The 23691-nt window shown below is 35.9% G+C and carries 21 protein-coding genes and 2 pseudogenes; 19 read left to right on the top strand and 4 right to left on the bottom strand.

Going from position 1 to position 23691, the window contains the following annotated elements; all coding sequences use genetic code 11:
* Positions 1-27: 27 nt before the first annotated feature.
* A complete protein-coding gene (locus tag ACX9TM_RS19855) occupies positions 28-1206 on the top strand; it encodes an FtsW/RodA/SpoVE family cell cycle protein (protein WP_000758402.1) in 1179 nt (392 codons plus the stop codon).
* 331 nt (positions 1207-1537) lie between these two features.
* Complete coding sequence (gene pyc, locus ACX9TM_RS19850) at positions 1538-4984, top strand: pyruvate carboxylase (RefSeq protein WP_000164087.1); 3447 nt, start codon at positions 1538-1540, stop codon at positions 4982-4984.
* An 85-nt stretch (positions 4985-5069) separates the two neighbouring features.
* Here pyc and ctaA read toward each other — a convergent pair whose 3' ends face one another.
* Positions 5070-6005 (bottom strand): heme A synthase, encoded by a 936-nt coding sequence (ctaA, locus tag ACX9TM_RS19845; RefSeq protein WP_001188743.1) that lies wholly within the window; start codon positions 6003-6005, stop codon positions 5070-5072.
* A 497-nt stretch (positions 6006-6502) separates the two neighbouring features.
* Between ctaA and ctaB the strand changes: the two genes are divergently transcribed.
* The 9 genes and pseudogenes from ctaB to ACX9TM_RS19800 form a co-directional block, all read left to right on the top strand.
* Positions 6503-7426: a protoheme IX farnesyltransferase gene (gene ctaB, locus ACX9TM_RS19840; RefSeq protein ID WP_001015058.1), complete on the top strand. Its 924-nt coding sequence runs from the start codon at positions 6503-6505 to the stop codon at positions 7424-7426.
* Between the two features lie 93 nt (positions 7427-7519).
* Positions 7520-8569, top strand: a complete 1050-nt coding sequence (coxB, locus tag ACX9TM_RS19835) for a cytochrome c oxidase subunit II (RefSeq protein ID WP_000745268.1) — start codon at positions 7520-7522, stop codon at positions 8567-8569.
* Positions 8570-8629: 60 nt separating this feature from the next.
* Positions 8630-10465, top strand: coding sequence for a cytochrome c oxidase subunit I (gene ctaD, locus ACX9TM_RS19830; RefSeq protein ID WP_153579316.1), 1836 nt, complete (start codon positions 8630-8632; stop codon positions 10463-10465).
* On the top strand, positions 10465-11088 hold the full coding sequence (ctaE, locus tag ACX9TM_RS19825; RefSeq protein WP_000557861.1) for a cytochrome c oxidase subunit III: 624 nt from the start codon (positions 10465-10467) through the stop codon (positions 11086-11088). Before ctaD ends, ctaE begins: the two co-directional genes overlap by 1 nt.
* A 3-nt stretch (positions 11089-11091) precedes the next feature.
* Positions 11092-11424 (top strand): cytochrome c oxidase subunit IVB, encoded by a 333-nt coding sequence (gene ctaF / locus ACX9TM_RS19820; protein ID WP_065382565.1) that lies wholly within the window; start codon positions 11092-11094, stop codon positions 11422-11424.
* 80 nt (positions 11425-11504) lie between these two features.
* On the top strand, positions 11505-12410 hold the full coding sequence (ctaG, locus tag ACX9TM_RS19815) for a cytochrome c oxidase assembly factor CtaG (protein WP_000069023.1): 906 nt from the start codon (positions 11505-11507) through the stop codon (positions 12408-12410).
* Positions 12411-12643: 233 nt separating this feature from the next.
* Positions 12644-13015, top strand: a pseudogene (locus tag ACX9TM_RS19810) (nitrilase-related carbon-nitrogen hydrolase); the annotation flags it as partial.
* 733 nt (positions 13016-13748) lie between these two features.
* Positions 13749-15581 (top strand): group II intron reverse transcriptase/maturase, encoded by a 1833-nt coding sequence (gene ltrA / locus ACX9TM_RS19805; protein WP_000914978.1) that lies wholly within the window; start codon positions 13749-13751, stop codon positions 15579-15581.
* A gap of 116 nt (positions 15582-15697) precedes the next feature.
* A pseudogene (locus tag ACX9TM_RS19800) lies at positions 15698-16321 on the top strand (formamidase); the annotation flags it as partial.
* Positions 16322-16367: 46 nt separating this feature from the next.
* Here ACX9TM_RS19800 and ACX9TM_RS19795 read toward each other — a convergent pair.
* Positions 16368-16733 (bottom strand): YugN family protein, encoded by a 366-nt coding sequence (locus tag ACX9TM_RS19795; RefSeq protein WP_001160952.1) that lies wholly within the window; start codon positions 16731-16733, stop codon positions 16368-16370.
* 204 nt (positions 16734-16937) lie between these two features.
* Between ACX9TM_RS19795 and ACX9TM_RS19790 the strand changes: the two genes are divergently transcribed.
* The 6 genes from ACX9TM_RS19790 (at position 16938) to ACX9TM_RS19765 (ending at position 20463) form a co-directional block, all read left to right on the top strand.
* On the top strand, positions 16938-17972 hold the full coding sequence (locus tag ACX9TM_RS19790; RefSeq protein WP_000735375.1) for a CAP domain-containing protein: 1035 nt from the start codon (positions 16938-16940) through the stop codon (positions 17970-17972).
* 187 nt (positions 17973-18159) lie between these two features.
* Positions 18160-18597, top strand: coding sequence for a YlbD family protein (locus tag ACX9TM_RS19785; RefSeq protein ID WP_001143346.1), 438 nt, complete (start codon positions 18160-18162; stop codon positions 18595-18597).
* A gap of 11 nt (positions 18598-18608) precedes the next feature.
* On the top strand, positions 18609-18854 hold the full coding sequence (locus tag ACX9TM_RS19780) for a YlbE-like family protein (RefSeq protein ID WP_001200990.1): 246 nt from the start codon (positions 18609-18611) through the stop codon (positions 18852-18854).
* Between the two features lie 76 nt (positions 18855-18930).
* Positions 18931-19503: a histidine phosphatase family protein gene (locus tag ACX9TM_RS19775; protein WP_000134946.1), complete on the top strand. Its 573-nt coding sequence runs from the start codon at positions 18931-18933 to the stop codon at positions 19501-19503.
* Between the two features lie 114 nt (positions 19504-19617).
* Complete coding sequence (locus ACX9TM_RS19770) at positions 19618-20070, top strand: YlbF/YmcA family competence regulator (protein WP_000634366.1); 453 nt, start codon at positions 19618-19620, stop codon at positions 20068-20070.
* Between the two features lie 126 nt (positions 20071-20196).
* Positions 20197-20463, top strand: coding sequence for a YlbG family protein (locus tag ACX9TM_RS19765; protein ID WP_002082261.1), 267 nt, complete (start codon positions 20197-20199; stop codon positions 20461-20463).
* Between the two features lie 54 nt (positions 20464-20517).
* On the opposite strand, the gene ACX9TM_RS19760 is transcribed toward ACX9TM_RS19765, so the two are convergent.
* Entirely contained in the window at positions 20518-20907 is a 390-nt protein-coding gene (locus ACX9TM_RS19760; RefSeq protein ID WP_000616017.1) for a DUF7147 family protein, read from the bottom strand.
* Between the two features lie 498 nt (positions 20908-21405).
* Between ACX9TM_RS19760 and rsmD the strand changes: the two genes are divergently transcribed.
* Positions 21406-21972, top strand: coding sequence for a 16S rRNA (guanine(966)-N(2))-methyltransferase RsmD (gene rsmD, locus ACX9TM_RS19755; protein ID WP_001266978.1), 567 nt, complete (start codon positions 21406-21408; stop codon positions 21970-21972).
* Positions 21969-22460, top strand: coding sequence for a pantetheine-phosphate adenylyltransferase (gene coaD / locus ACX9TM_RS19750; protein WP_000200601.1), 492 nt, complete (start codon positions 21969-21971; stop codon positions 22458-22460). Before rsmD ends, coaD begins: the two co-directional genes overlap by 4 nt.
* Here coaD and ylbJ read toward each other — a convergent pair.
* Entirely contained in the window at positions 22452-23681 is a 1230-nt protein-coding gene (ylbJ, locus tag ACX9TM_RS19745) for a sporulation integral membrane protein YlbJ (RefSeq protein WP_000273082.1), read from the bottom strand. The genes coaD and ylbJ overlap by 9 nt on opposite strands.
* Positions 23682-23691 lie beyond the last annotated feature (10 nt).

Below are 23691 nucleotides of genomic sequence, written 5' to 3'. Positions count from 1 at the left end.
TAAATTGAAACAGAAAGAGGAAATGAAATGAAAAAAGTATGGAAATCAATGGATTATTCATTGTTACTTCCTCTTGTTATCTTATGTGTGCTGGGAGTAATAATGGTATATAGTTCTAGTTCCATTGTTGCGATTTCGCGATTTGATAAACCAGCAAATTTCTTTTTTAAAAGACAATTAATTACTTTAGTTGTTGGGACAATAGTATTAATAATTATTGCTACTATCCCATATAAAGTTTGGAGAAAACGAATTTTTTTGTTGGGGAGTTACGGTGCTAGTGTTGCTTTATTAGCTGCAGCTGCTTTTTTCACTAAGTCAGTAAACGGTGCAAACGGATGGATATTTGGAATACAGCCTGCGGAATTTGTAAAGATAACGGTTATCCTCATATTAGCTCATTTTTTTGCGAAAAGACAAGAAACGAATACACCTGTTTTCAAAGGGTCAGGTCCAGTACTCATTGGTGTTGGTATAATCATGTTTTTAATATTAAAGCAAAATGATTTAGGTACTGATTTGTTAATTGCAGGAACAGTAGGAATTATGTTCCTTTGTTCGGGAGTACAGGTTAACTTATGGATTAAACGAATTGCTTTAACTTCTATAGTATGGATTCCGGCACTATATCTTCTTGGCAATTATGCATTAAATCCATATCAAAAGGCACGTTTTTCTGTTTTCCTTGATCCGTTTAATGATCCTCAAAAGGATGGATTCCAATTGGTGAATTCATTTATTGGAATTGCTTCTGGAGGGCTTAATGGTAGGGGATTAGGAAATAGTGTGCAAAAGTATGGTTATTTACCAGAACCACAAACGGATTTTATTATGGCAATTATATCGGAAGAACTTGGTTTTATAGGCGTAGCAATCATTTTGATTTGTTTATTGCTTATAATTATTCGATCATTTAGAGTCGCACAAAAGTGTACAGATCCATTTGGAAGTTTAATAGCTATCGGAATTGCAAGCTTGTTTGGAGTTCAAACGTTTATTAATGTTGGTGGTATGTCTGGAGTAATACCACTTACCGGAGTACCATTACCGTTTGTCAGTTACGGTGGTAGTTCTTTATTAGCTAATCTACTTGCGATGGGGATACTACTCAATATTGCTAGTCACGTGAAACGACAAGAGAAACAACAGAATGGATTAATGAAAGAAAAAGAACAAAATGGACCACATCTTGTAGTTGTAAAATAAAAACACATTGTGCTTTAGAGCATGATGTGTTTTTATTTTTAAGTAGTTTTAAATGTGATGTATTAATATATCTTTCGGTTAAACGATATATCACATTTAGTTTAATGTGATATACAATTAAGTTGTTAGAAAAGGAAGAGGTATGCTATACTATTTTTGTGAAACAAATTGCACAGAAAACTTATCATTTGTTAAAAAATAAGGTATGATGGATAAAAATAAAGTGAAGCTTTCTAAGTATAATATAATGTGGAAAGTGAAGAACTTCACGCTTTTTAAGGTGTGTATATATTTTATCTCTAGAGTGGTAGGAAAGTAGAGGGGGAAAATCATGACAAAGCTGCAACGTATTCAAAAAGTATTGGTAGCTAACCGTGGAGAGATTGCAATTCGTGTGTTTCGAGCTTGTTCGGAACTTGGATTAAAAACAGTTGCAATCTATTCTAAAGAGGATAGTGGTTCTTATCATCGCTATAAAGCCGATGAGTCCTATTTAGTTGGGGAAGGAAAAAAACCAATTGATGCTTATCTAGATATTGAAGGCATTATTGAGATTGCAAAAAGTAATCATGTAGATGCAATCCACCCTGGATATGGTTTCTTGTCAGAAAATATTCAATTCGCTAAACGTTGTGAAGAAGAAGGAATTATCTTTATCGGTCCGAAAAGTAAGCATTTAGATATGTTTGGAGATAAAGTGAAAGCAAGAACACAAGCGCAGCTAGCACAAATTCCAGTTATACCTGGTAGTGATGGTCCAGTAAATTCATTAGAAGAAGTCGAAAAATTTGCTGAAAAGTATGATTACCCGATTATTATTAAAGCATCCCTTGGGGGTGGCGGTCGTGGTATGCGTATTGTGCGTACTAGTGAGGAATTAGGAGAATCATATAATCGAGCGAAATCAGAAGCGAAAGCAGCCTTTGGTAATGATGAGGTTTACGTCGAAAAATTCGTTGAAAAACCTAAACATATAGAAGTACAAATTTTAGCAGATGAAGAAGGCAATGTTGTTCATTTATACGAGCGTGACTGTTCTGTACAACGTCGTCATCAAAAAGTTGTAGAAATTGCACCGAGTGTATCACTTTCAGATGATCTGCGTCAGCGTATTTGTGATGCTGCTGTGAAGTTAACGAAAAATGTAAATTATTTAAATGCAGGAACAGTAGAATTCCTTGTAAAAGATGATGAGTTTTACTTTATTGAAGTAAATCCACGTGTTCAAGTAGAACATACGATTACAGAAATGATTACGGGAGTAGATATTGTTCAATCACAAATTTTAATAGCTGATGGACATTCATTACATAGCAAAATGGTAGGTGTTCCGAAGCAAGAGGAAGTAGTTGTACATGGATTTGCAATTCAATCTCGTGTAACAACTGAAGATCCGCTAAATAATTTTATGCCGGATACAGGAAAAATTATGGCGTATCGATCAGGCGGTGGTTTTGGTGTACGTCTTGATACAGGAAATAGCTTCCAAGGTGCAGTTATTACACCGTACTACGATTCTTTACTTGTAAAAGTTACAACTTGGGCACTTACTTTTGAGCAAGCTGCTGCAAAAATGGAACGTAACTTAAAAGAATTCCGTATTCGTGGTATTAAAACAAATATTCCATTCCTAGAGAATGTAGTAAAACATAAAAACTTCTTATCAGGAGAATATGATACTTCATTTATCGATGCGTCACCTGAATTGTTCTTGTTCCCGAAACGTAAAGACCGTGGAACGAAAATGTTAAATTACATTGGTACAGTAACAGTAAATGGTTTCCCAGGAGTAGGTAAAAAAGAAAAACCAATATTCCCAGATGCTCGTATTCCATGTTTAAAACATTCAGAGCCAATCCAAAATGGAACGAAACAAATTTTGGACGAGCGTGGAGCAGACGGATTAGTAAAATGGGTACAGGATCAAAAACGTGTACTTTTAACGGATACAACATTCCGTGATGCACACCAGTCATTACTTGCAACTCGTATTCGTACAAAAGATTTACATCAAATTGCGGAGCCAACAGCGAGAATGTTACCGAACCTATTCTCAGCGGAAATGTGGGGCGGTGCAACGTTTGATGTTGCGTATCGTTTCTTAAAAGAAGATCCATGGGAACGATTACTAGATCTTCGTGAAAAAATGCCGAACGTTTTATTCCAAATGTTACTTCGTTCTTCAAACGCAGTTGGATACAAAAACTATCCAGATAATTTAATTCAAAAATTTGTGGAATGTTCTGCTCAAGCAGGCATTGATGTATTCCGTATTTTTGATAGCTTAAACTGGGTGGAAGGCATGAGAGTTGCAATTGACGCTGTACGAGACACTGGTAAAATTGCAGAAGCAACAATGTGCTACACAGGGGATATCCATGATCCACTGCGTAGTAAATATGATTTAAATTACTATAAAAATTTAGCAAAAGAGTTAGAAGCATCAGGAGCTCACATTTTAGGTATTAAAGATATGGCGGGCTTATTAAAACCAAATGCAGCATATGATTTAGTTTCTGCATTAAAAGAGACAGTGTCGATTCCGATTCACCTGCATACGCACGATACGAGTGGAAATGGTATATTAACGTATACGAAGGCAATTGAAGCGGGTGTTGATATCGTCGATGTAGCAGTGAGTTCTATGGCTGGTCAAACGTCACAACCAAGTGCGAACACGCTATACTATGCATTAGGTGGAAACGAAAGACAACCAGATGTTAATATAGATTCTTTAGAAAAACTATCTCATTATTGGGAAGATGTACGCAAATACTATGCACCGTTTGAAAGTGGTATGAATGCGCCTCATACAGAGGTATATATGCATGAAATGCCGGGTGGGCAGTATAGTAATCTTCAGCAACAAGCGAAGGCGGTTGGTTTAGGAGATCGCTTCGATGAAGTGAAAGTAATGTACCGCCGTGTGAATGACATGTTTGGAGATATTGTAAAAGTAACGCCATCATCAAAAGTTGTTGGTGATATGGCATTATTTATGGTTCAAAACCATCTGACAGAACAAGATGTTTTAGAGCGTGGACATGCTATGGACTTCCCAGGATCTGTTGTTGAAATGTTCTCTGGTGATTTAGGTCAACCGTACGGTGGTTTCCCGAAAGAATTACAAAAGATTATTTTAAAAGGGAAAGAGCCATTAACAGTAAGACCAGGTGAATTACTAGAGCCAGTAGATTTCGAAGCGTTAAAAGAAGAATTATTCCATAAACTTGGACGCGAAGTAACGATTTTTGATGTAGTTGCATATGCTTTATATCCAAAAGTATTTATGGATTATGAAAAAGTTGCTGAGCTTTATGGAAATGTATCTGTACTTGATACACCGACGTTCTTCTATGGTATGAGACTAGGTGAAGAAATTGATGTAGAAATTGAACAGGGTAAAACATTGATGGTTAAACTAGTATCAATTGGAGAACCTCAGCCGGATGGAAATCGTGTCCTTTACTTGGAATTTAACGGTCAACCACGTGAAATTATCGTGAAAGACGAGAGTGTAAAAGCAACAGTTGCACAACGTGTGAAAGGAAACCGTGAGAATCCAAATCATATTAGTGCAACGATGCCAGGAACGGTAATTAAAGTAGTTGTAAAAGAAGGCGATGAAGTGAAAAAAGGCGATTCTATGGCAATTACAGAAGCGATGAAAATGGAAACGACAGTTCAAGCGCCGTTCAATGGTAAAGTGAAGAAAGTATATGTTAACGATGGTGATGCGATTCAAACGGGTGATTTACTTATTGAATTAGATCACTAAAATAAAAAAAGAGCTGTGTAAAATACAGCTCTTTTTTTATTGCAAAAAATCCCTTGCCGAATTGGCAAGGGATTTTAGTTTTAAATTATTTTGTTTGTTTAGAAGTTAATTCGGCTTCTTTTGCATTCACTTTACTTCTTGTTCCTAACATAACTAAATAGCATAGTACGGCAAACAAGCAAGAAATGAATAGAGAATGTAACAATGCCATTGCTAAACTAGCGTTTGTAAATACAACTAAAACTCCTACTACAGCTTGAAGTGTAACAAGGATAAATGAAATGATCCATCCCCAATATACGACAGGTTGCTGTTTGTAATGGCGAATAGCGAGAATCATCGCGTATAGTATCCAAGCGAAAATTAACATCGCTGCAACTCTATGGCCCATTTGAACCCATTCATGTAGTTGAGTTGGCATAGGTCTGTTTTTGCTACATAAAGGAAAGTCTGGACAGGCTAAGCTAGCTCGTTCGTGACGTACTAAAGCACCTGTGTAGACGACGATATAACTGTAAATTGTTACACCATAAATATGAAATTTCATTTTTTTGTCCATAATAAGTGAACGTGCATCAAATTTTTGGTCAATTTCAAAGATAAGACACGTTAATAAAATGACAGAAGCAAATGAAATTAAGGAAATACCGAAGTGGATAGCAAGTACAGCTGGCATTTGGCCCCAAACAACTGCTGCTGCTCCCATTAATGCTTGTGCAACTAAAAATACGAAGGATAAAATTGCTAACGTTTTTGTTTCACGCACATGTTTATAATATTTCCAGGACAAAATACAAAGGAGAGTGACAAGAATTCCAGCTGATCCGGATGTTAATCGGTGGCTAAGTTCAATAATAGTTTCCATTGATAAATTAGATGGAACAAATTCACCGTTACAAAGTGGCCATGATTTACCACAACCTTGACCAGAACCTGTTTTTGTAACTAAAGCGCCTCCTAATAAAACTATTAATAAATCAAGGCTTGTAATGACTGCTAACCATTTAATAAAGCGTTGCAATCTCTTTCACCATCTTTCTGCTATGAAGTTATTGCGAAATATTTTCATTCCATTATGTATAGAATAAAACGCGCTAGTTCCTATGATATATAAAAAATAATAAAATAGCAAAGAAATGGAGGGGGAAGGAAAGGGGGAGAAAATAGGTGTAAAAACAGGGTTCATAAGGAAAATTTTAGGTGAAAAATAGGCTATTTTGAAAAGAAATGGGGAGAATACGTGTTAAATAAGACAAAATAGTTTATTATAGAAGGTAACATCATGTTATGATAAGGACAAGTCAGAATGAAGTTTTTTATATTCGACACAAAAAGTTCATGTTTTCTTCACAAAATGTTCGGGAAATATGATTTAATATATTGGAGTATGGGCGTAGATTAGTAGTAGAATGGGTTAACAATGTTTCTACTGTAATAATATTGCTATATAGAAGCGAATTATTTCATTTGAAATATGCGCAAAAAGAAAGATGAAAGTTTTAAGAGGGGGTTAGAGTGATGAACCATGCAACAAGTGAGCTGCATGATGAGTCCGCTGTTACAAGTGTACCGGAAACAACTCGGTTACAAGATTTAAAAGCACTCGTTAAAATGGGGATTGTAAACTCAAATACACTTACTGTATTTACAGGATTTTGGTTGGCATTACACTTTAATGGATTAAGTGTAATGGACAATCTGGATAAGTTATTCTTTACAATCGTTGGTTCTGGATTAGTTATGGCAGGGGTATGTTGTTTAAACAACTACATTGATCGAGACATCGATCCATTAATGGAAAGAACAAAGACCCGTCCAACGGTTACTGGAAAGTATAAACCAGGATTTGCACTTACATTTGGACTAGTCATATTACTTCTTGGTTTTGTATTTTTATTATTAACAACACCAATGGCAGTCTTAATGGGATTTATTGGTGCTTTCACATATGTTGTTCTATATAGTTTATGGACAAAGAGAAAGTATACACTAAATACTGTTGTAGGTAGTATATCTGGTGCAGTTCCTCCTTTAATTGGATGGGCAGCAATCGATCCATCTTTAGGCCATCCAATTGCTTGGATGTTATTTTTAATTATGTTTATTTGGCAAATCCCACATTTCCTTGCATTAGCAATGAAACGTGTTGATGAATATCGAAATGCAGGAATTCCAATGCTTCCTGTAGTTCATGGATTTGAAATTACGAAACGCCAAATTATGATTTGGACAGTATGTTTATTACCACTACCATTTTATATGAGTGGACTAGGGATAACATTTATGGTAATTGCAACACTGCTTAACATCGGATGGATCGTTTTAGGATTTTATGGCTTCCGTAAGAAAGATGACATCAAATGGTCCGTGCAAATGTTTGTTTATTCCCTAAATTATTTAACAATCTTATTTGTATCAATGATTGTAGTTACATTCTTCTAAGACAACGACATAATTGGATTTCTTTACGTTGAGATTTACTTTACTTAACTATAAAGTACAATCTAATTCACAAGGAAAGTGGGGGTTGTTTGTATGAAGAAACAGTGGCGACTGCTTTCGTTCGTTTCACTGCTGGCTTTACTGTTAGGGGGATGCGGTAAAGCCTTTCAATCTACTTTAATTCCGCAAGGAGAAGTAGCAAAAATGCAATATGATTTACTTCTACTGGCGAGTGCAATCATGGTAGGAGTAGTACTAGTAGTTACTATTATTTTCTTATATGTAATTGTGCGTTTCCGACAAAAGAAAGGTCAGGAAGATTATATTCCAGAGCAAGTTGAAGGGAATCACAAGCTAGAAATTATATGGACAGTTATTCCGATTATTCTTTTACTAATCTTAGCTGTTCCAACAGTTACATATACATTCAAACTTGCTGATGTAAGTGCGATGGAGAAAAAGAATATTGATAAAGATACTATCGTTGTTGATGTAACAGCGAATCTTTATTGGTGGGAATTTTCTTATAAATCAGAAAAGATAGTAACTTCGCAAGATTTGGTCATCCCCACAGGTAAGAAAGTGTATTTAAATTTGAAGGGTGCCGATATTAAACACTCATTTTGGGTTCCATCTTTAGCAGGGAAAATGGATACAAATACAGACAATGTGAACAAAATGTGGTTAAAGGCAGATAAATCGGGCACTTATAATGGTTTTTGTACAGAATTTTGCGGCCCATCACATTCTTTAATGCAATTTAAAGTGAAAGCTTTAGATGAAAGCGAGTACAAAAAATGGCTTGCTGATATGAAGAAGATTGATGGGAAGAAAGAAGTAGCTTCAACAAAGGCGCAAGAGGGCCAAGAAATATTTAATAAAAGCTGTATTGGTTGTCATGCAGTTGGATCTAATGATAGTAGACCACCTTCCGCTCGTATCGCACCAAACTTAGCAAACTTTGCGGATCGCGATATGGTTGCCGGTATTGCCGAAAACAATGAAGAAAACTTAAAAAAATGGCTGAAAGATCCTGAAAATATGAAGCCAGGAAACAAAATGACTGGCAAATATGGCAACTTAACGGATGATCAAATTGATGCATTAAATGCATACTTACAAACGTTAAAAGTTGAAAAGTAAAGAGGGATTATTCGCGAAGGGGAGGTTGAAAACGTGAGTTCTGTAGCAAAAAAACAGGGGATGGGTGCTGTCATATGGGATTATTTAACGACAGTAGACCATAAAAAGATTGCCATTCTCTATTTAATTGCAGGTGGATTGTTTTTTGTAATAGGCGGAATAGAAGCTCTATTTATTCGCCTTCAATTAGCGATTCCTAACAACGCTTTTCTTGTTGGGGATGCTTATAATCAAGTATTAACGATGCACGGTACAACAATGATTTTCCTCGCAGCTATGCCACTCGTGTTTGCATTTATGAACGCCGCTGTACCACTTCAAATTGGTGCACGTGATGTAGCGTTCCCGTTTTTGAATTCACTCGGATTTTGGTTATTTTTCTTTGGTGGAGTATTTTTAAATTTAAGTTGGTTTTTAGGTGGAGCACCTGATGCAGGATGGACATCTTATGCATCTTTAGCTTTAGCCTCTAAAGGTCATGGTGTTGATTTCTATGTACTCGGCTTGCAAATCTCAGGTATTGGTACATTAATTGGAGGTATTAACTTCCTTGTAACCATTATTAATATGCGGGCGCCAGGAATGACGTACATGCGTATGCCGATGTTTACATGGACGACATTTGTAACATCTTCGCTTATATTATTCGCTTTTCCGCCGTTAACTGTAGGATTAGGACTTTTAATGTTAGATCGTTTATTTGGAACAAGTTTCTTTAATCCGGCATTGGGCGGGAATACAATTATATGGGAGCATTTATTCTGGATTTTCGGTCATCCAGAAGTATACATTCTTATACTCCCAGCTTTCGGAATATTCTCAGAAATCTTCGCGACATTTTCGAAAAAACGATTGTTTGGTTATTCATCGATGGTGTTTGCGACTGTATTAATTGGATTTTTAGGATTTATGGTATGGGCGCACCATATGTTTACTGTTGGACTTGGTCCAGTTGCTAATGCTATTTTCTCGGTCGCAACAATGGCGATTGCGGTTCCAACTGGTATCAAAATATTCAACTGGCTCTTTACAATGTGGGGCGGAAGTATTCGTTTTACGACACCAATGATGTGGGCAGTAGCTTTCATTCCATCATTCGTAATGGGTGGAGTTACAGGGGTTATGCTAGCATCTGCACCAGCTGATTATCAATTTCATGATAACTATTTCGTAGTAGCGCATTTTCATTATGTAATCGTTGGCGGTGTTGTATTTGGTTTACTTGCAGGAGCTCATTATTATTGGCCACTGATGTTTAATAAAGTATTAAATGAAACATTAGGAAAGATAACGTTCTGGCTATTCTTTATCGGCTTCCATTTAACGTTCTTTATTCAGCATTTCCTTGGCTTGATTGGTATGCCACGCCGTTACTACACATATCTTGAAGGGCAAGGGTTGGAAATGGGGAATATGATTAGTTCCATCGGAGCGGTGTTTATGGCTCTTGGAACGATTGTTCTTCTATTCAATGTAATTAAAACGACAGTATCAAAAGAAAAAGCTGGTCGTGATCCGTGGGATGCACGTACATTAGAATGGACAATGCCAGCACCGACACCAGAATATAACTTTAAACAATTACCATTTGTTCGCGGATTAGATCCGTTTTGGATTGAAAAACGTGAAGGTAATAAAGAGATGACAGCAGCGGAACCAGTTGGTGATATTCATATGCCAAATCCTTCGTTTTCACCATTTGTCATTTCTTTCGGATTGTTTATAGCGGCATTTGGTGCGATGTATATGCAGGGCGGAAAAGATAAGTTCTGGTTATTAGTAGCAATTATTGGTTTAATCATTACATTTGGCGCAATGTTCCTACGTTCAGTAATTGATGATCATGGGTATCATATTCATAAAGAAGATTTAGAGGATAAGGGGGGCAAGGCATAATGCATGTAGATGAAAAATTAACGAATGAAACATTTCCAGCAGAGCCTGAAAAAGCAACCCTTGAAGGGAAAAATAAGTTTGTCGGTTTTTGGTTATTTCTTGGAGGCGAAACAGTGTTGTTCGCTTCCTTATTCGGAACATATTTAGCGTTAAAGAATTCTACAAATGGTGGACCAACATCTCAAGAGATGTTCCAAATGCCACTCGTTTTCATTATGACGATGCTTTTATTAACGAGTAGCTTAACGAGTGTATATGCGATGTATCACATGAAAAACTTTAACTTTAAGAAAATGCAGCTTTGGTTACTAGTAACAGTATTGCTAGGTTTAGGGTTTTTAGGGTTTGAGATATATGAGTTTTATCATTATACACATGAATTTAAGCATACTATGAGAAGTAGTGCGTTTGGCTCTGCGTTTTATGCTCTTGTTGGTACACATGGACTCCACGTATTGTTTGGGTTATGTTGGATTCTAACATTAATCTTTAGAAATGCGAAGAGAGGTCTAAATTTATACAATGCACCGAAGTTTTATGTTGCATCGATTTATTGGCACTTTATTGACGTAGTTTGGGTGTTTATTTTCACTGTAGTATATTTAATGGGAATGGTGGGATAAACAATGGTGATAAAGCAAACGAATAATCCTAAAGTTGATCTTGTTTATCGGAAGAGAAAAAGTGCGGAGGAAATGAGGCATCAAGTTATTACGTTTGCATTAATGATTTTTTTAACATTAGTTGCATTTGTAGCGGTGGCGTATCCAAAAACTTTTAGTCCGATTTTCTCTGTACCGTTTATTTTACTATTAGCAGTGGTACAAGTAATTTTTCAATTGTATTATTTTATGCATATGAGTCATAAAGGACATGAAGCAGCAAGTTTCTTTCTTTACTCTGGTCTGCTAATAGGGTTAATTACAATTTTAGCTTTTATGACAATCGTGTGGATTTGAAAAGTGAAAAATAAGGGAGCTTGTGTTGTCACAGCTCCCTCTTCATATTATGAGATAACCTTACGAAGGTAGGTGTGAAAATGAGTAACTTGTGGATATTTGGTTTTCAGGCTTTATGGAGTCCAATCTTTTTATTATTTATGCTTTCGATTCTTATTGGGTACTTCTTAATTATTGGGCCATATAGAATGCGATTTGAAAATGCGACGAAGGTAAGTAAGAAGCAAATTTTTTATTTTACGACTGGTATTGTTCTTTTGTATTTTGTAAAGGGAGGGCCTATTGATTTAATTGGCCATATTATATTTAGTGCTCATATGTTTGAAATGGCAGTCATGTATATTGCAGTTCCACCGTTACTGTTGCTTGGTATACCAATTTGGTTATATCGTTACATTACTTCTTTTAAGTTTGTTCAAATTATATTAAAGGCATTTGCTAAACCGCTTATTGCGTTATTTGTATTTAACGGCCTGTTTTCTTTTTATCATTTACCAGTTGTTTTTGATACGGTAAAACAAAGTCAAATAGCTCATCCTATTTGTCTCGCTATATTGTTTTTTACAGCAATCATGATGTGGTGGCCGATGTTAAATCCATTACCAGAATATCAAACATTAAGTGATATAAAGAAACTTGGTTATATGTTTGCTAATGGCATATTATTAACGCCTGCTTGTGCGTTAATCATTTTTGCGACAGCCCCGTTATTTGCAACGTATACGGATCCGGCTGCTTGGATGAAAGCGATGGAATTATGTGTACCAGCGGGCACTTTATCAGATTTAAATATAACGGGACCAGAATTTTTGCACTGGATGCCAGTCGTACAAGACCAGCAAACTGGTGGTATCATAATGAAAATTGTCCAGGAAATAGTGTACGGTACAATTATAGGCTATGTATTCTTTAGATGGGCACGTAGAGAACGTGAAAAGGATAAGGAGCAGTTGCAACAATTGCCGCCGTATTTACAGACTAAGTAAAAAAAGTGTATGGGATTCCATGCGCTTTTTTTACTTAGTTTTAGCTACCTTAAAAAGATTGAATTTTCTAATTTTTTATGTTAAATTAGTGTAGGCGTGTACTAAAAGTGGAGATAAAATTTACTACTAGCTTTCATGCGTAATAATTCCATATGTAGTGCAAGTTTTTTAGAGAGTTACAAATATATATTGTTATCTTTAATAAACACGAACTATTTTAAGGGGGAGTTTAAATGGGTAGTAGTGGAAGTATGGTAAAGCCGATTAGTGGTTTTTTGACAGCACTAATTCAATATCCAGTACCAGTAGTAGAATCGCGTGCAGACATTGATAAACAAATTCAACAAATCATAAAAACAATTCATTCGACCAAATCAGGTTACCCTGGTTTAGAATTGATAGTATTTCCTGAATATAGTACACAAGGGCTCAATACAAAAAAATGGACTACAGAAGAATTTTTATGCACAGTGCCTGGGCCAGAAACAGACTTATTTGCTGAGGCATGTAAAGAATCTAAAGTATATGGTGTTTTTTCAATAATGGAGAAAAATCCTGATGGTGGAGAGCCATATAATACAGCAGTTATTATTGATCCACAAGGTGGTGCGACACGTTCCTAAGTGAAAAGCTTAGGCATTGTCGAACTTACAGTTCAACAGTGAACTGTCATTCCAAGAAGTCAAATGATAGGGTAACGCCTTGAAGGGCTTCCTTTAATACTCCGACATGCAGTGAAGTTAGCAAGAACTGAACTGTATGAAGCTCGGTGAAGTCGGTTGAGAGTTACCGTAATCCTATAGGATACGAAAGTCACTCAGAGGTGGGTGGTGTAACCTATAAACCGGAAGTCTATAAATTACCTATGGTTAGTATGCACTATGAACCAATAGAGTATGGTATGTGCGGACGAATCTCTGATGGTACGGGTCTATATCGGAAGTAAGTCGAAAGGCTTACTGACACAATTAGTGTCGCTACTGTGGATGAGTAAAACTCGCCTTTATGAAAGTCCATATATTGTTACAGGCAATATCAAGGTAGCAGGCTCATAGGAGAAACCTAACGGTATATGCACAGATAGGAATGACGGAACGTGGTAAGCTGTCAACACTGAGGGCTTGCTTCCGATGAAGTGGTTCTAGGGAAAACAATTGTAAATTGTATAACCTAGGTTTATGACAGTGAAAGTGGTGGCACAGTACCTATGAAACGTGTAATGAACGTGGAGGGATAGCCACTAGTCGATTGAAAACTGACTGTTACTTATGGTTGACATGGTTTCGAGTAAGACTAAAGAGATGTAAACCTCCAGTAAATAAGGGGAGGTTACAGCCCATGTTAAAGAAAACTAAACTAAGGCACAGTGAATATTACGACATGCAAAGAAAGTATGATGAGTTATATTCTAATAGCCTTAATGGTAACAATTTCTATAAATTAATTGATATTATCGGTTCGGAAGAAAATATTAGATTAGCATACCGCAACATCAAAACTAATAAGGGGAGTAACACGGCTGGAGTTGACAATTTAACCATTAAAGATATTTGGCACCTAAACGATACAAAGATTATTCATGAAGTTAGGAAACGATTAAATAACTATCAACCACAAGCAGTTAAAAGAGTCCTTATCCCAAAAGAGGGCAGTGATAAGAAGCGACCCCTGGGGATTCCAACAATTTGGGACAGATTAGTACAACAATCTATCCTCCAAGTATTGGAACCTATTTGTGAAGCTAAGTTTCATAACCATAGTTATGGATTTAGACCGAACAGAAGTACACACCATGCACTAAGTAGAGTTGTAAGTCTTATTAACATAGGTCACCAACACTACTGTGTTGATATTGACATTAAGGGGTTCTTTGATAATGTATGCCACAAAAAGCTATTAAGGCAAATGTGGACTCTGGGAATAAGAGACAAATCACTTCTATGTGTTATTTCAAAAATCCTTAAATCTGAGATAGAAGGAGAGGGTATTCCCAATAAGGGTACTCCGCAAGGAGGAATTATTTCTCCTTTACTTTCCAACATTGTTCTAAATGAACTTGATTGGTGGATAAGTAGCCAATGGGAAACCTACAAACCTCACAGAATCTCTACTCGGCATTTAGGGTTTCGACAATATGCTAGGAAGTACACGAATCTAAAATGTGGTTATGTAGTGAGATACGCGGATGACTTCAAAATAATGTGTCGGACTTATGATGAAGCACAACGCTTTTATCATGCGACAGTTGATTTTCTCAAATCCCGCTTGGGATTAGAAATTAACCCCAAAAAGTCCAAAGTGGTTAATCTCAAGAAAAACTCGTCAGTTTTCCTTGGATTCAAAATCAAAGTGGTTAAACAAGGTAAAGCTAAATTTGGATATATTGCAAAAACCAGTATGTCCGACAAAGCTATTACAAAAGCTAAAAGACAACTAAAAGAACGAATCAAAGGAATTCAAAAGGAGCCCACTTCAGAGAAAGTTACTCAATTTAATTCAACCCTTCTTGGTATACAAAATTACTTTAAATATGCGGTTACAATTTACATGGATTTAACGGAGGTAAATTACTCTCTGCGAAGAGTCATAAGAACCAGACTTAGAAACAATATGAAGCACATGAAGTTCTGTGAAACATCTGTGAATTTTAAAAGGAAGACCAAAGGAATACAACCTAACACTAAGATTTACGTTGTACAGAACACTCCACTCTTACCAGTTACAGGAATACATCATAAAAACCCGTGGAATTTTTCGCAGGTTATCTGTAACTATACGGAAACGGGGCGTAATAAAGTACATAGTAATCTTAAGGCAATACCTAAGGATGTTCTCAACCAAGTTATGAGGACTTATTCGAAGAATAAAAGTATTGAGTACAACGATAATAGGATATCAAAATACGTTGCTCAATATGGTAAGTGTTATGTAACTGGTGAGGAAATTGGTATTGAACGTGTTCATTGTCATCACATTGTTCCCATTAAACAAGGTGGGGATGACAAGTACAACAACTTGGTAATTGTAGATTGGTTTATACACAAACTGATTCACATGACGAATCTTAATAAGATTACACATTACCTTCGGTCTTTTAAACTTAACAAGAAACAAATGGATAAACTGAATGTGCTAAGAACTAAAGCTGGAAATGAACCGATAGTAACATAATTTGATTTTAAAGTCAGTTGGAAACGATGGAACGCCGTATGCTAGGAAACTAGCACGTACGGTGTGAGGTGGGGGAAAAGGTGGAGATTACATCAAAGCCTTACCTATCATCATAAATGATTTTGAAGTATCGTAAGCTAAATCCTTGGGTGCCAGTCGAGCCTTGGAAAGCTGGAGATTTAGGCTTACCTGTTTGTGATGGACCTGGAGGAAGTAAATTAGCTGTTTGTATTTGTCATGATGGCATGTTCCCTGAAGTAGCTCGTGAAGCGGCCTATAAAGGTGCAAATGTCTTAATTCGTATTTCTGGATATAGTACACAAGTTAGTGAACAATGGATGCTAACCAATCGTTCAAATGCATGGCAGAATTTAATGTATACATTGTCGGTAAACTTAGCGGGTTATGATGGCGTATTTTATTACTTTGGTGAAGGACAAGTATGTAATTTTGATGGGACTACTTTAGTACAGGGACATCGAAATCCTTGGGAGATTGTTACTGCTGAAGTATATCCAGAACTAGCAGATCAGGCTAGATTAGGATGGGGATTGGAAAATAATATATATAATCTAGGTTCAAGAGGATATGTAGCAACTCCTGGTGGGGTGAAAGAAAATCCATATACGTTTGTAAAAGATTTAGCTGAAGGTAAATATAAGGTTCCTTGGGAAGATGAGATTAAAGTAAAAGATGGATCTATTTATGGATATCCAGTAAAAAAAACGATTCATTCTTAGGGAAGGGAAATAAAACAAGCGCATCATATTGATGCGCTTGTTTTTGTTAATCAATAATTTGAAATTCTTTTAACTCTTTTTCGACATTTTGTAGGAGTTGTTCGCTTTTTTGAAGTACATTCGTTGGGAAAGTCTCATCATCACCATATTCAACGCCGTGAGGATAATAATGTTTTCCTAATAAGGGGGGAAGTAGTTTTACTTCAGCGTGTCTACTGCCAATGTCACCTTCAACAGCAACTCCTTGCACTCGTAAATAATAAACATCCTTTAATATTTCAAATTTATAATCGTATGTAACTCGCTCATAATCCCACTGTCCGGCAAGTACGAAGTGGTTGTTTTCCATGATTTCAGTTAAAAGAGTTAATTCAACGACGGCTCCATTAAATTGCGTATTTGTAAATTGCATATAATACCTCCTTTTTTAATGTTACACCATTATTTTTATAATAGTATGAATAATAAGAAAGTGCAATTCATATTGAGAGAAAAGGGATAATCCAGACTTTTTTCACAAAAATATGATATAGTGAAAAGAGTACGGTACACACAAAAAGAAAGAAAAGGATTTGTGTATATCTCAATTTTATGTTTTGTTCAGGAGGTATATCGTTTGAAGAAATTATTGCGTATCGTAATGATTACATTTTTAATTTTAGCTGTTGATTTATACGGGAAATTACTCGTTTCACAATATATATTAACCCCATCTCAATCAAAGCAAGAAAATAAAATTGTGAAAAAGAAAAAGCAAATTAAGGAAGACTCCTCAGACACTGTTTTAAATATGATTGGTGAAGACTCTGAAAACTTATTAGCGAAGTGGGGAGAACCCTCTCGAATAGAGCCATCTGCATACGGATATGAATGGTGGGTATACAACCAGGATTTAACTCAGTATGTTCAATTTGGAGTTTCTGAACGTAAAGTTGTAACGGCATACGCAGCTGGTGAACAAGTTAAGGTTCCACCTTATTATATAAATGAAAAATATGAAGAAGTATATAAAAAAAGTCCGCTTTCGCATGAAATTTCATTAAAAAGAGGGAAAAATAGTTATCAATTTGAGCTATCTGATACCGAAGTCATGGAACAACCGTTAATACCTGTAGAAGATGGATGGGCGCAATTGTATTTTGATCAATTTACACATGAGCTTATTGGTGTTCGTTATATGGATGATGAAACTTTATTACGCCAAAGACCGTATCAGCTCGTTTATTCAGGTGAATTAATAGCAGAACAACCATTGACTCCAGAAAAAATAAAACAAGTAGAAAATGGGAATATGCAACAAATTTTTGATTTAACAAATATCATTCGAAGTCGTCATAAATTACCATTATTAACATGGGATCAGGAAACAGCAGATGTTGCTGTTGGTCACAGTAAAGATATGAAAGACAATAATTATTTTTCTCATGACTCACCTACATTAGGTACACTAGGAGATCGTTTGCAGCGCGGGAAAGTAGGATTTCAACTTGCTGGTGAGAACATAGCGGCGCAACATAGTGATGGAATTGCGGCAGTGCAAGGTTGGTTAAATAGTGAGGGGCATAGAAAGAATTTATTAAATGAACAATTTACAGGATTAGGTGTTGGTGTATACGATAAATTTTATACACAAAACTTTATTCGAAAATAAAGTGAAATTGTAAGCGGTGGGGTGTTAACATCACCAAATTAGTTACTTCGTATTCACTGAATTGTAGGTGGGAATCTGAACGTATGCAAATAGCAGAAAAAAAGGTGCATGAATCGTCTAAAAATAGGCGAACCATGCGCCTTTTTTTTCTTACTATATAGTAGATATACATGGAGAGGTGAGGATTATGCCAACAACAAAAGGACCGTTACATCCATCGGTTCAACAGTTTAAAGAATTTGTAAACCATCACCCTAAAATGGTTCATGAGGTTAGAAGTGGTCATAAAACATGGCAACAATTTTATGAAGAATGGTACTTACTTGGTGAAGAAGATCCAATATGGGCAACTTATAGACCGGATGGAGCGCCTGCGTTTTCTTCGGTAAAAGAAAATAAAAAAGAAAAAGATAATCGAACTGAAGAGGAAAAAACTGCTGATGTGATGGGGCAAATGCTTTCTTTTTTTAAAAAGTTGGACGTGGAACAAATGCAGAACCATTTAGCCAATGTGACGAGTGCAATCGGGAGCGTGCAACAAGTTATTCAGCAATTTCAAGGTAACCGTACGCAGCAAGAGCAAAGTACTTCAGAAAATAACCCATTTTTCTTTCAAAAGGATTAGGGGGAAAGATGATGAGAGCAGAAATTATGGAGTTTATAAAGGCTGATGAGGATTTATCTCGCTATATTAGAGAGCAACCGTACTGGTATAGAAAATTAACACGAAATCCTGAAGAAAAAGAGGCTTTTGAGTTAGCGGCGATGCAACATTTCAAAAAAACAATACCAGATAAAGTGGAAAAGTTTCAAAATCAATTGGCCGTTGCTTCGATCATGATTGATATGTTTCAGTATATGAAGCAACAAAATGCAACCTAATTGGAAGTGAAAAATATGTCCGTCATGCAGAACTTTTGTTACAATAGAGGTTGATTATTTAAAAAGGAGTTGCAGCATGACGGAAATTTGTTTAGTACGACATGGACAAACTGATTGGAATTTTCAAGAAATTATTCAGGGGCGAGAAGATATTCCGCTTAATGAAGTTGGTAAGAAGCAAGCGAGTCAGAGTGCAGCTGCTTTACAAGAAGAAACGTGGGATATCATTATAAGTAGCCCGTTAATTAGAGCGCAAGAAACGGCTAATGAAATTGCAAAGACAGTTGGATTACAATCGATTTTATTAGATGAGCGATTTGTTGAACGGAATTTTGGAGAAGCTTCAGGGAAGCCGGTTGCGGCTGTTAGAGAGTTGATTGCTGAAGGTAAAGTAGAAGGTATGGAGCGAGATGAAGAGATTGTAGCTCGTTGCTTTGCTGCTTTAGAAGATGTTGCGACAACTCATTTTGGCAAACGTATTATTATTGTTGCTCACTCACACGCGATAAAAGCGATTTTACATGCCATTGAACCAGATGAAATTACATTTAAGACACCATTAAAAAATGCGTGTATTAGTTATGTGAAACAAAATAGTGGAAAGTGGGATGTTCTTAAATATAATATAGCGGAACATATTAATGTATAAGTGTGTACGGATATAGTGTAAAAATAGTTTCATTATATCTTTCTTTTGAGTAAGTCACTTCAATTAGTAGTTCTAATCTAAATGTGGTATGATGGATACTCGGAGGTGTCTCTCATGATTGTAGCGACGCTAGAAAGCGTATTAATATTAGATAAGGCAGAGCAGCTTGCAAAAGCGATTATCTGTTCAGATATAGCAGAAGATTATCGTAAGTATTATAGAGAATTACATGAAGATATGGAACTTCAGACGCTCATTCAGCAATTTACAGCGATGAAAGAACGGTATGAGGAAGTACAGCGTTTTGGAAAATACCATCCTGACTATACTACCGTGTCAATGAAAATGAGAGAATTAAAGCGTTCTGTGGACTTACATGATAAGGTTGCAGCTTTTAAAAGAGCAGAAACTGCTTTGCAGAAGTTATTAGACGAAGTTAGTGTAGCAATCGGTTCGGAAGTGTCTTCTTCCATTAAAGTGCCAACAGGAAATCCATTCTTTGATGCTGGTGGCTGTGGTGGAGGTTGTGGTACTGGCGGAGGTTGTGGTTGTAAAAAAACGGGGTGATGTACCCCGTTTTTTAGAAGTTGGAAGAAAACGTATACAGAGTTTGTCCTGTAATGTTATAAATTTCTGATTGGTTTTCATAGAATATAAAATATATGTTTTTAAAAGGAGAAGATGGAGAAGATTATGTTCGGGCAACGACAAAGTATGATTGTTTATTTACATTCATTGAAACATGCCAAGATTTTAAGGAAATATGGTAACATACATTACATATCAAAACGATTAAAATATGCTGTAGTATATTGTGATATGGAACAAATTGAGCATATGATGCATAAGTTGAACAAACTTCCTTTTGTGAAAAAGATAGAACAGTCGTATCGCCCGTATTTAAAAACGGAATTTGAAAATTCCCGTCCTGATCGAGCAAAAGAATACGATTATAGCTAATAGAAAAAATCCCCGGCTAAATTTAGCCGGGGATTTTTCACTTGGAATAACGTGTTATTTCATCGGAGGAATGAAATTGTTCATTCGTAAAATACCAATTAAATGATTAAAAAATAGTTCTTTTTCTGGGAAAGTTGTAGATGGTTTTACAGTAAAGGTAGCCACTTTTTTTCCGAGTTGTTCTGCCGTTTCTTCAAATAAAATGACACGTTTACTTTTTTTATTTTCAAATACAGGAATGCCTTCACGACATATGTATAATGGTTGGAAATCACCAGTAGTAGTTGGTTTTAATATTACAACAAGCGAACATACTTTTTTATCGTTTTTTATCGTTTCAAATTGTAACATATGTGCTATACGTTCTTGATTTGTTTTGGCAATTTCAAGTAATTCATATAAATCAGAGTAGCCTTCTCCGAGTTCTATAAAGCGTTGAATCATATCTTTTCCTCCTCTTTCTTTTACTGTACCATTTCACTTTTTAAATGAAAAGCACACAAAGAAAAAAAACCCTGCATAGCAGGGCCCTTCTTATACTAGCATGTACTAGTAAGAAGGCAAAGGGAGAGGAGAAACCGGAGGAAGAACTTATGGGGAAACGTAAGTCTTCTCCGCGGTTGGCAACAACATCGAAGGTGATGTTGTTATAATTATTTATGTCCAATCTAAATGAAGATATACATAATGAAATTAAATTTTATGTTGGGCTTTTTATTTTTCTTTTTTTTATTTTGTGATAGGATAAAAAAGATAAAGTGGAACTAATATACATATTGGGTTCATATTAGTGAATGATGAGATGAATACATAAAAATAACGAGAGGTTATTTGAGGCCGAGTTTTCCTATAGTTAGGTGAATGTGGTTTGTTAACGGTTACCGAAGTGGGAATGGCTTTCTATAATCGCTCGATAGATTGAAATAAAGGTAGTGACAACAGATGAGAGTAGTTTCAGGAAAATGTAAAGGACACCCACTTAAAGCGGTTCCTGGTAATACAACACGTCCAACGACAGATAAAGTAAAAGAATCTATTTTTAATATGATAGGTCCTTATTTTGATGGTGGTATCGCCCTTGATTTATTTGGTGGTAGTGGTGGTCTTGGAATTGAGGCTTTGAGCAGAGGGATTGATAAAGCAATTTTTGTTGATCGGGATAGTAAAGCGATAAAAGTAATTCATCAAAATTTAGAAAGTTGTAGAGTACAGGAACAAGCTGAAGTATATCGAAATGATGCAGAACGTGCAGTAAAGGCGCTAATAAAACGTGAAATGTCATTCGATCTTATATTGATAGATCCTCCATATAAAGAGCAAAAAATTGTATCTTTAATTAGTATAATGGATCAACATGGATTGCTACATAGTGATGGATTAATTATGGCAGAGCATGGTAATGATGTAGTTTTACCTAATTCAATAGGAAGGCTTGTAAAAGTACGAGCTGAGAATTATGGGATTACTGCAATATCGATTTATAAGTATGAAGGTGAGGGGACAGAATGACAAGTATAGCTATTTCTTCAGGAAGTTTTGATCCAATTACCCTTGGGCATCTGGATATTATTAAAAGGGGAGCAAAAGTATTTGATGAGGTGTACGTAGTCGTTTTAAACAATTCATCAAAAAAACCATTCTTTTCAGTTGAAGAGCGATTAGAATTAATTCGAGAAGCGACAAAGGATATCCCGAATGTAAAAGTAGATTCGCATAGTGGGCTATTAGTAGAGTATGCAAAAATGCGTAATGCAAATGCAATATTACGTGGTTTACGAGCAGTTTCTGATTTTGAATATGAGATGCAAATTACTTCTATGAATCGAAAATTAGATGAAAATATTGAAACATTTTTTATTATGACAAACAATCAATATTCATTTTTAAGCTCGAGTATTGTAAAAGAAGTTGCGAGGTATGGAGGAAGTGTAGTAGATCTTGTACCTCCTATTGTAGAACGTGCTTTAAAAGAAAAGTTTCAAACCCCGTTAAAGTGAACGGGGTTTTTCTTTATATGTGCGCAAAAATAATAAAATAACATATAAGTATAGACAAAATAATGTGAAAATTGGTCCATAATGTATAAAAGATGTCCAAATTTCATGTAGTATAGAAGGATGCTCGGATAAAAATACAGGAATATCTTTTGGCATAGGCGAGAAAGAACTCACTTTCTCATAAAATGGTGTCCAAAATACAAATGTAAAAATAGGGGCAAGAATACTTTGAATAATTCGTGCGAAAAAATAGGGTTTAAATCGGATATCTGTTTCAGCTAATATGCTAGCAACTTGTGCCTGAATAGAAAGACCACTAAATGCTAAAATGAAGCTTGTTACCATAGCTTGTTGTAAGAGCGGTGTTTCATTTATTTGACTAATCATTTGGCTTCCGAGTGTCATTTCGAAAATACCTGATAATATAGGTATACTAAAATCTGTACTTAGTTGGAAGAATGATAAAATATGTTGCATAATAAAAGAAAGAGCTGCTGTAATGTGAAATACAGTAATCATTTTATTTAACACAGAGAATAAAATAATAAATCCGCCAATCATAAGTAATGTTTGAATAGAAGAAACAATGGCATCCCCAAGTAATTTACCAATTGGTCTTTTTTCTTGTAAGCGTGTCTCGTGAAGGATTAAAAAAGGGTTTTGAAAGCGACGTTTTTTTGTAGTGTGTGTATTAATTTTGTAAGCGGTATTATCGCCGTAAAAACGCATAATTAATCCGACAGCAAAGTTACTGAAATAATGGGCAGCGGCTAATATAATTCCTAATTTCGGATTATTAAAAAAACCGATAGACACAGCACCGAAAATAAAAAGTGGATTAGAAGAATTTGTGAAAGAAACGAGGCGCTCCGCTTCAATCTGAGTTAAAAGATTGCTTTTTCGTAGTCTAGCGCTTAATTTGGCGCCTGCAGGGAAACCAGAAGCCATTCCCATCGCCCAAACAAATCCGCCTATCCCTGGAACGCGAAAAAGTGGGCGCATGAGTGGTTCTAATATAACGCCAATAAATTTTACAACACCGATACTAATTAGAAGTTCCGCAATGATGAAAAACGGTAGTAGTGAAGGGAATACAACTTCCCACCATATATTTAACCCGCGAATAGAAGCTTGCAAAGCGGCTTGGGGGTGGAGTACAAGAGAAAAGGTTAAAAATAGCGTTGATATGGTAAGGAAAGCGGTTTTCCATTTTTCATACATGTAAGTAAAT

This window comes from Bacillus sp. LH1 (assembly GCF_057924895.1).
This window is presented reverse-complemented; position numbering and strand designations above follow the sequence as displayed.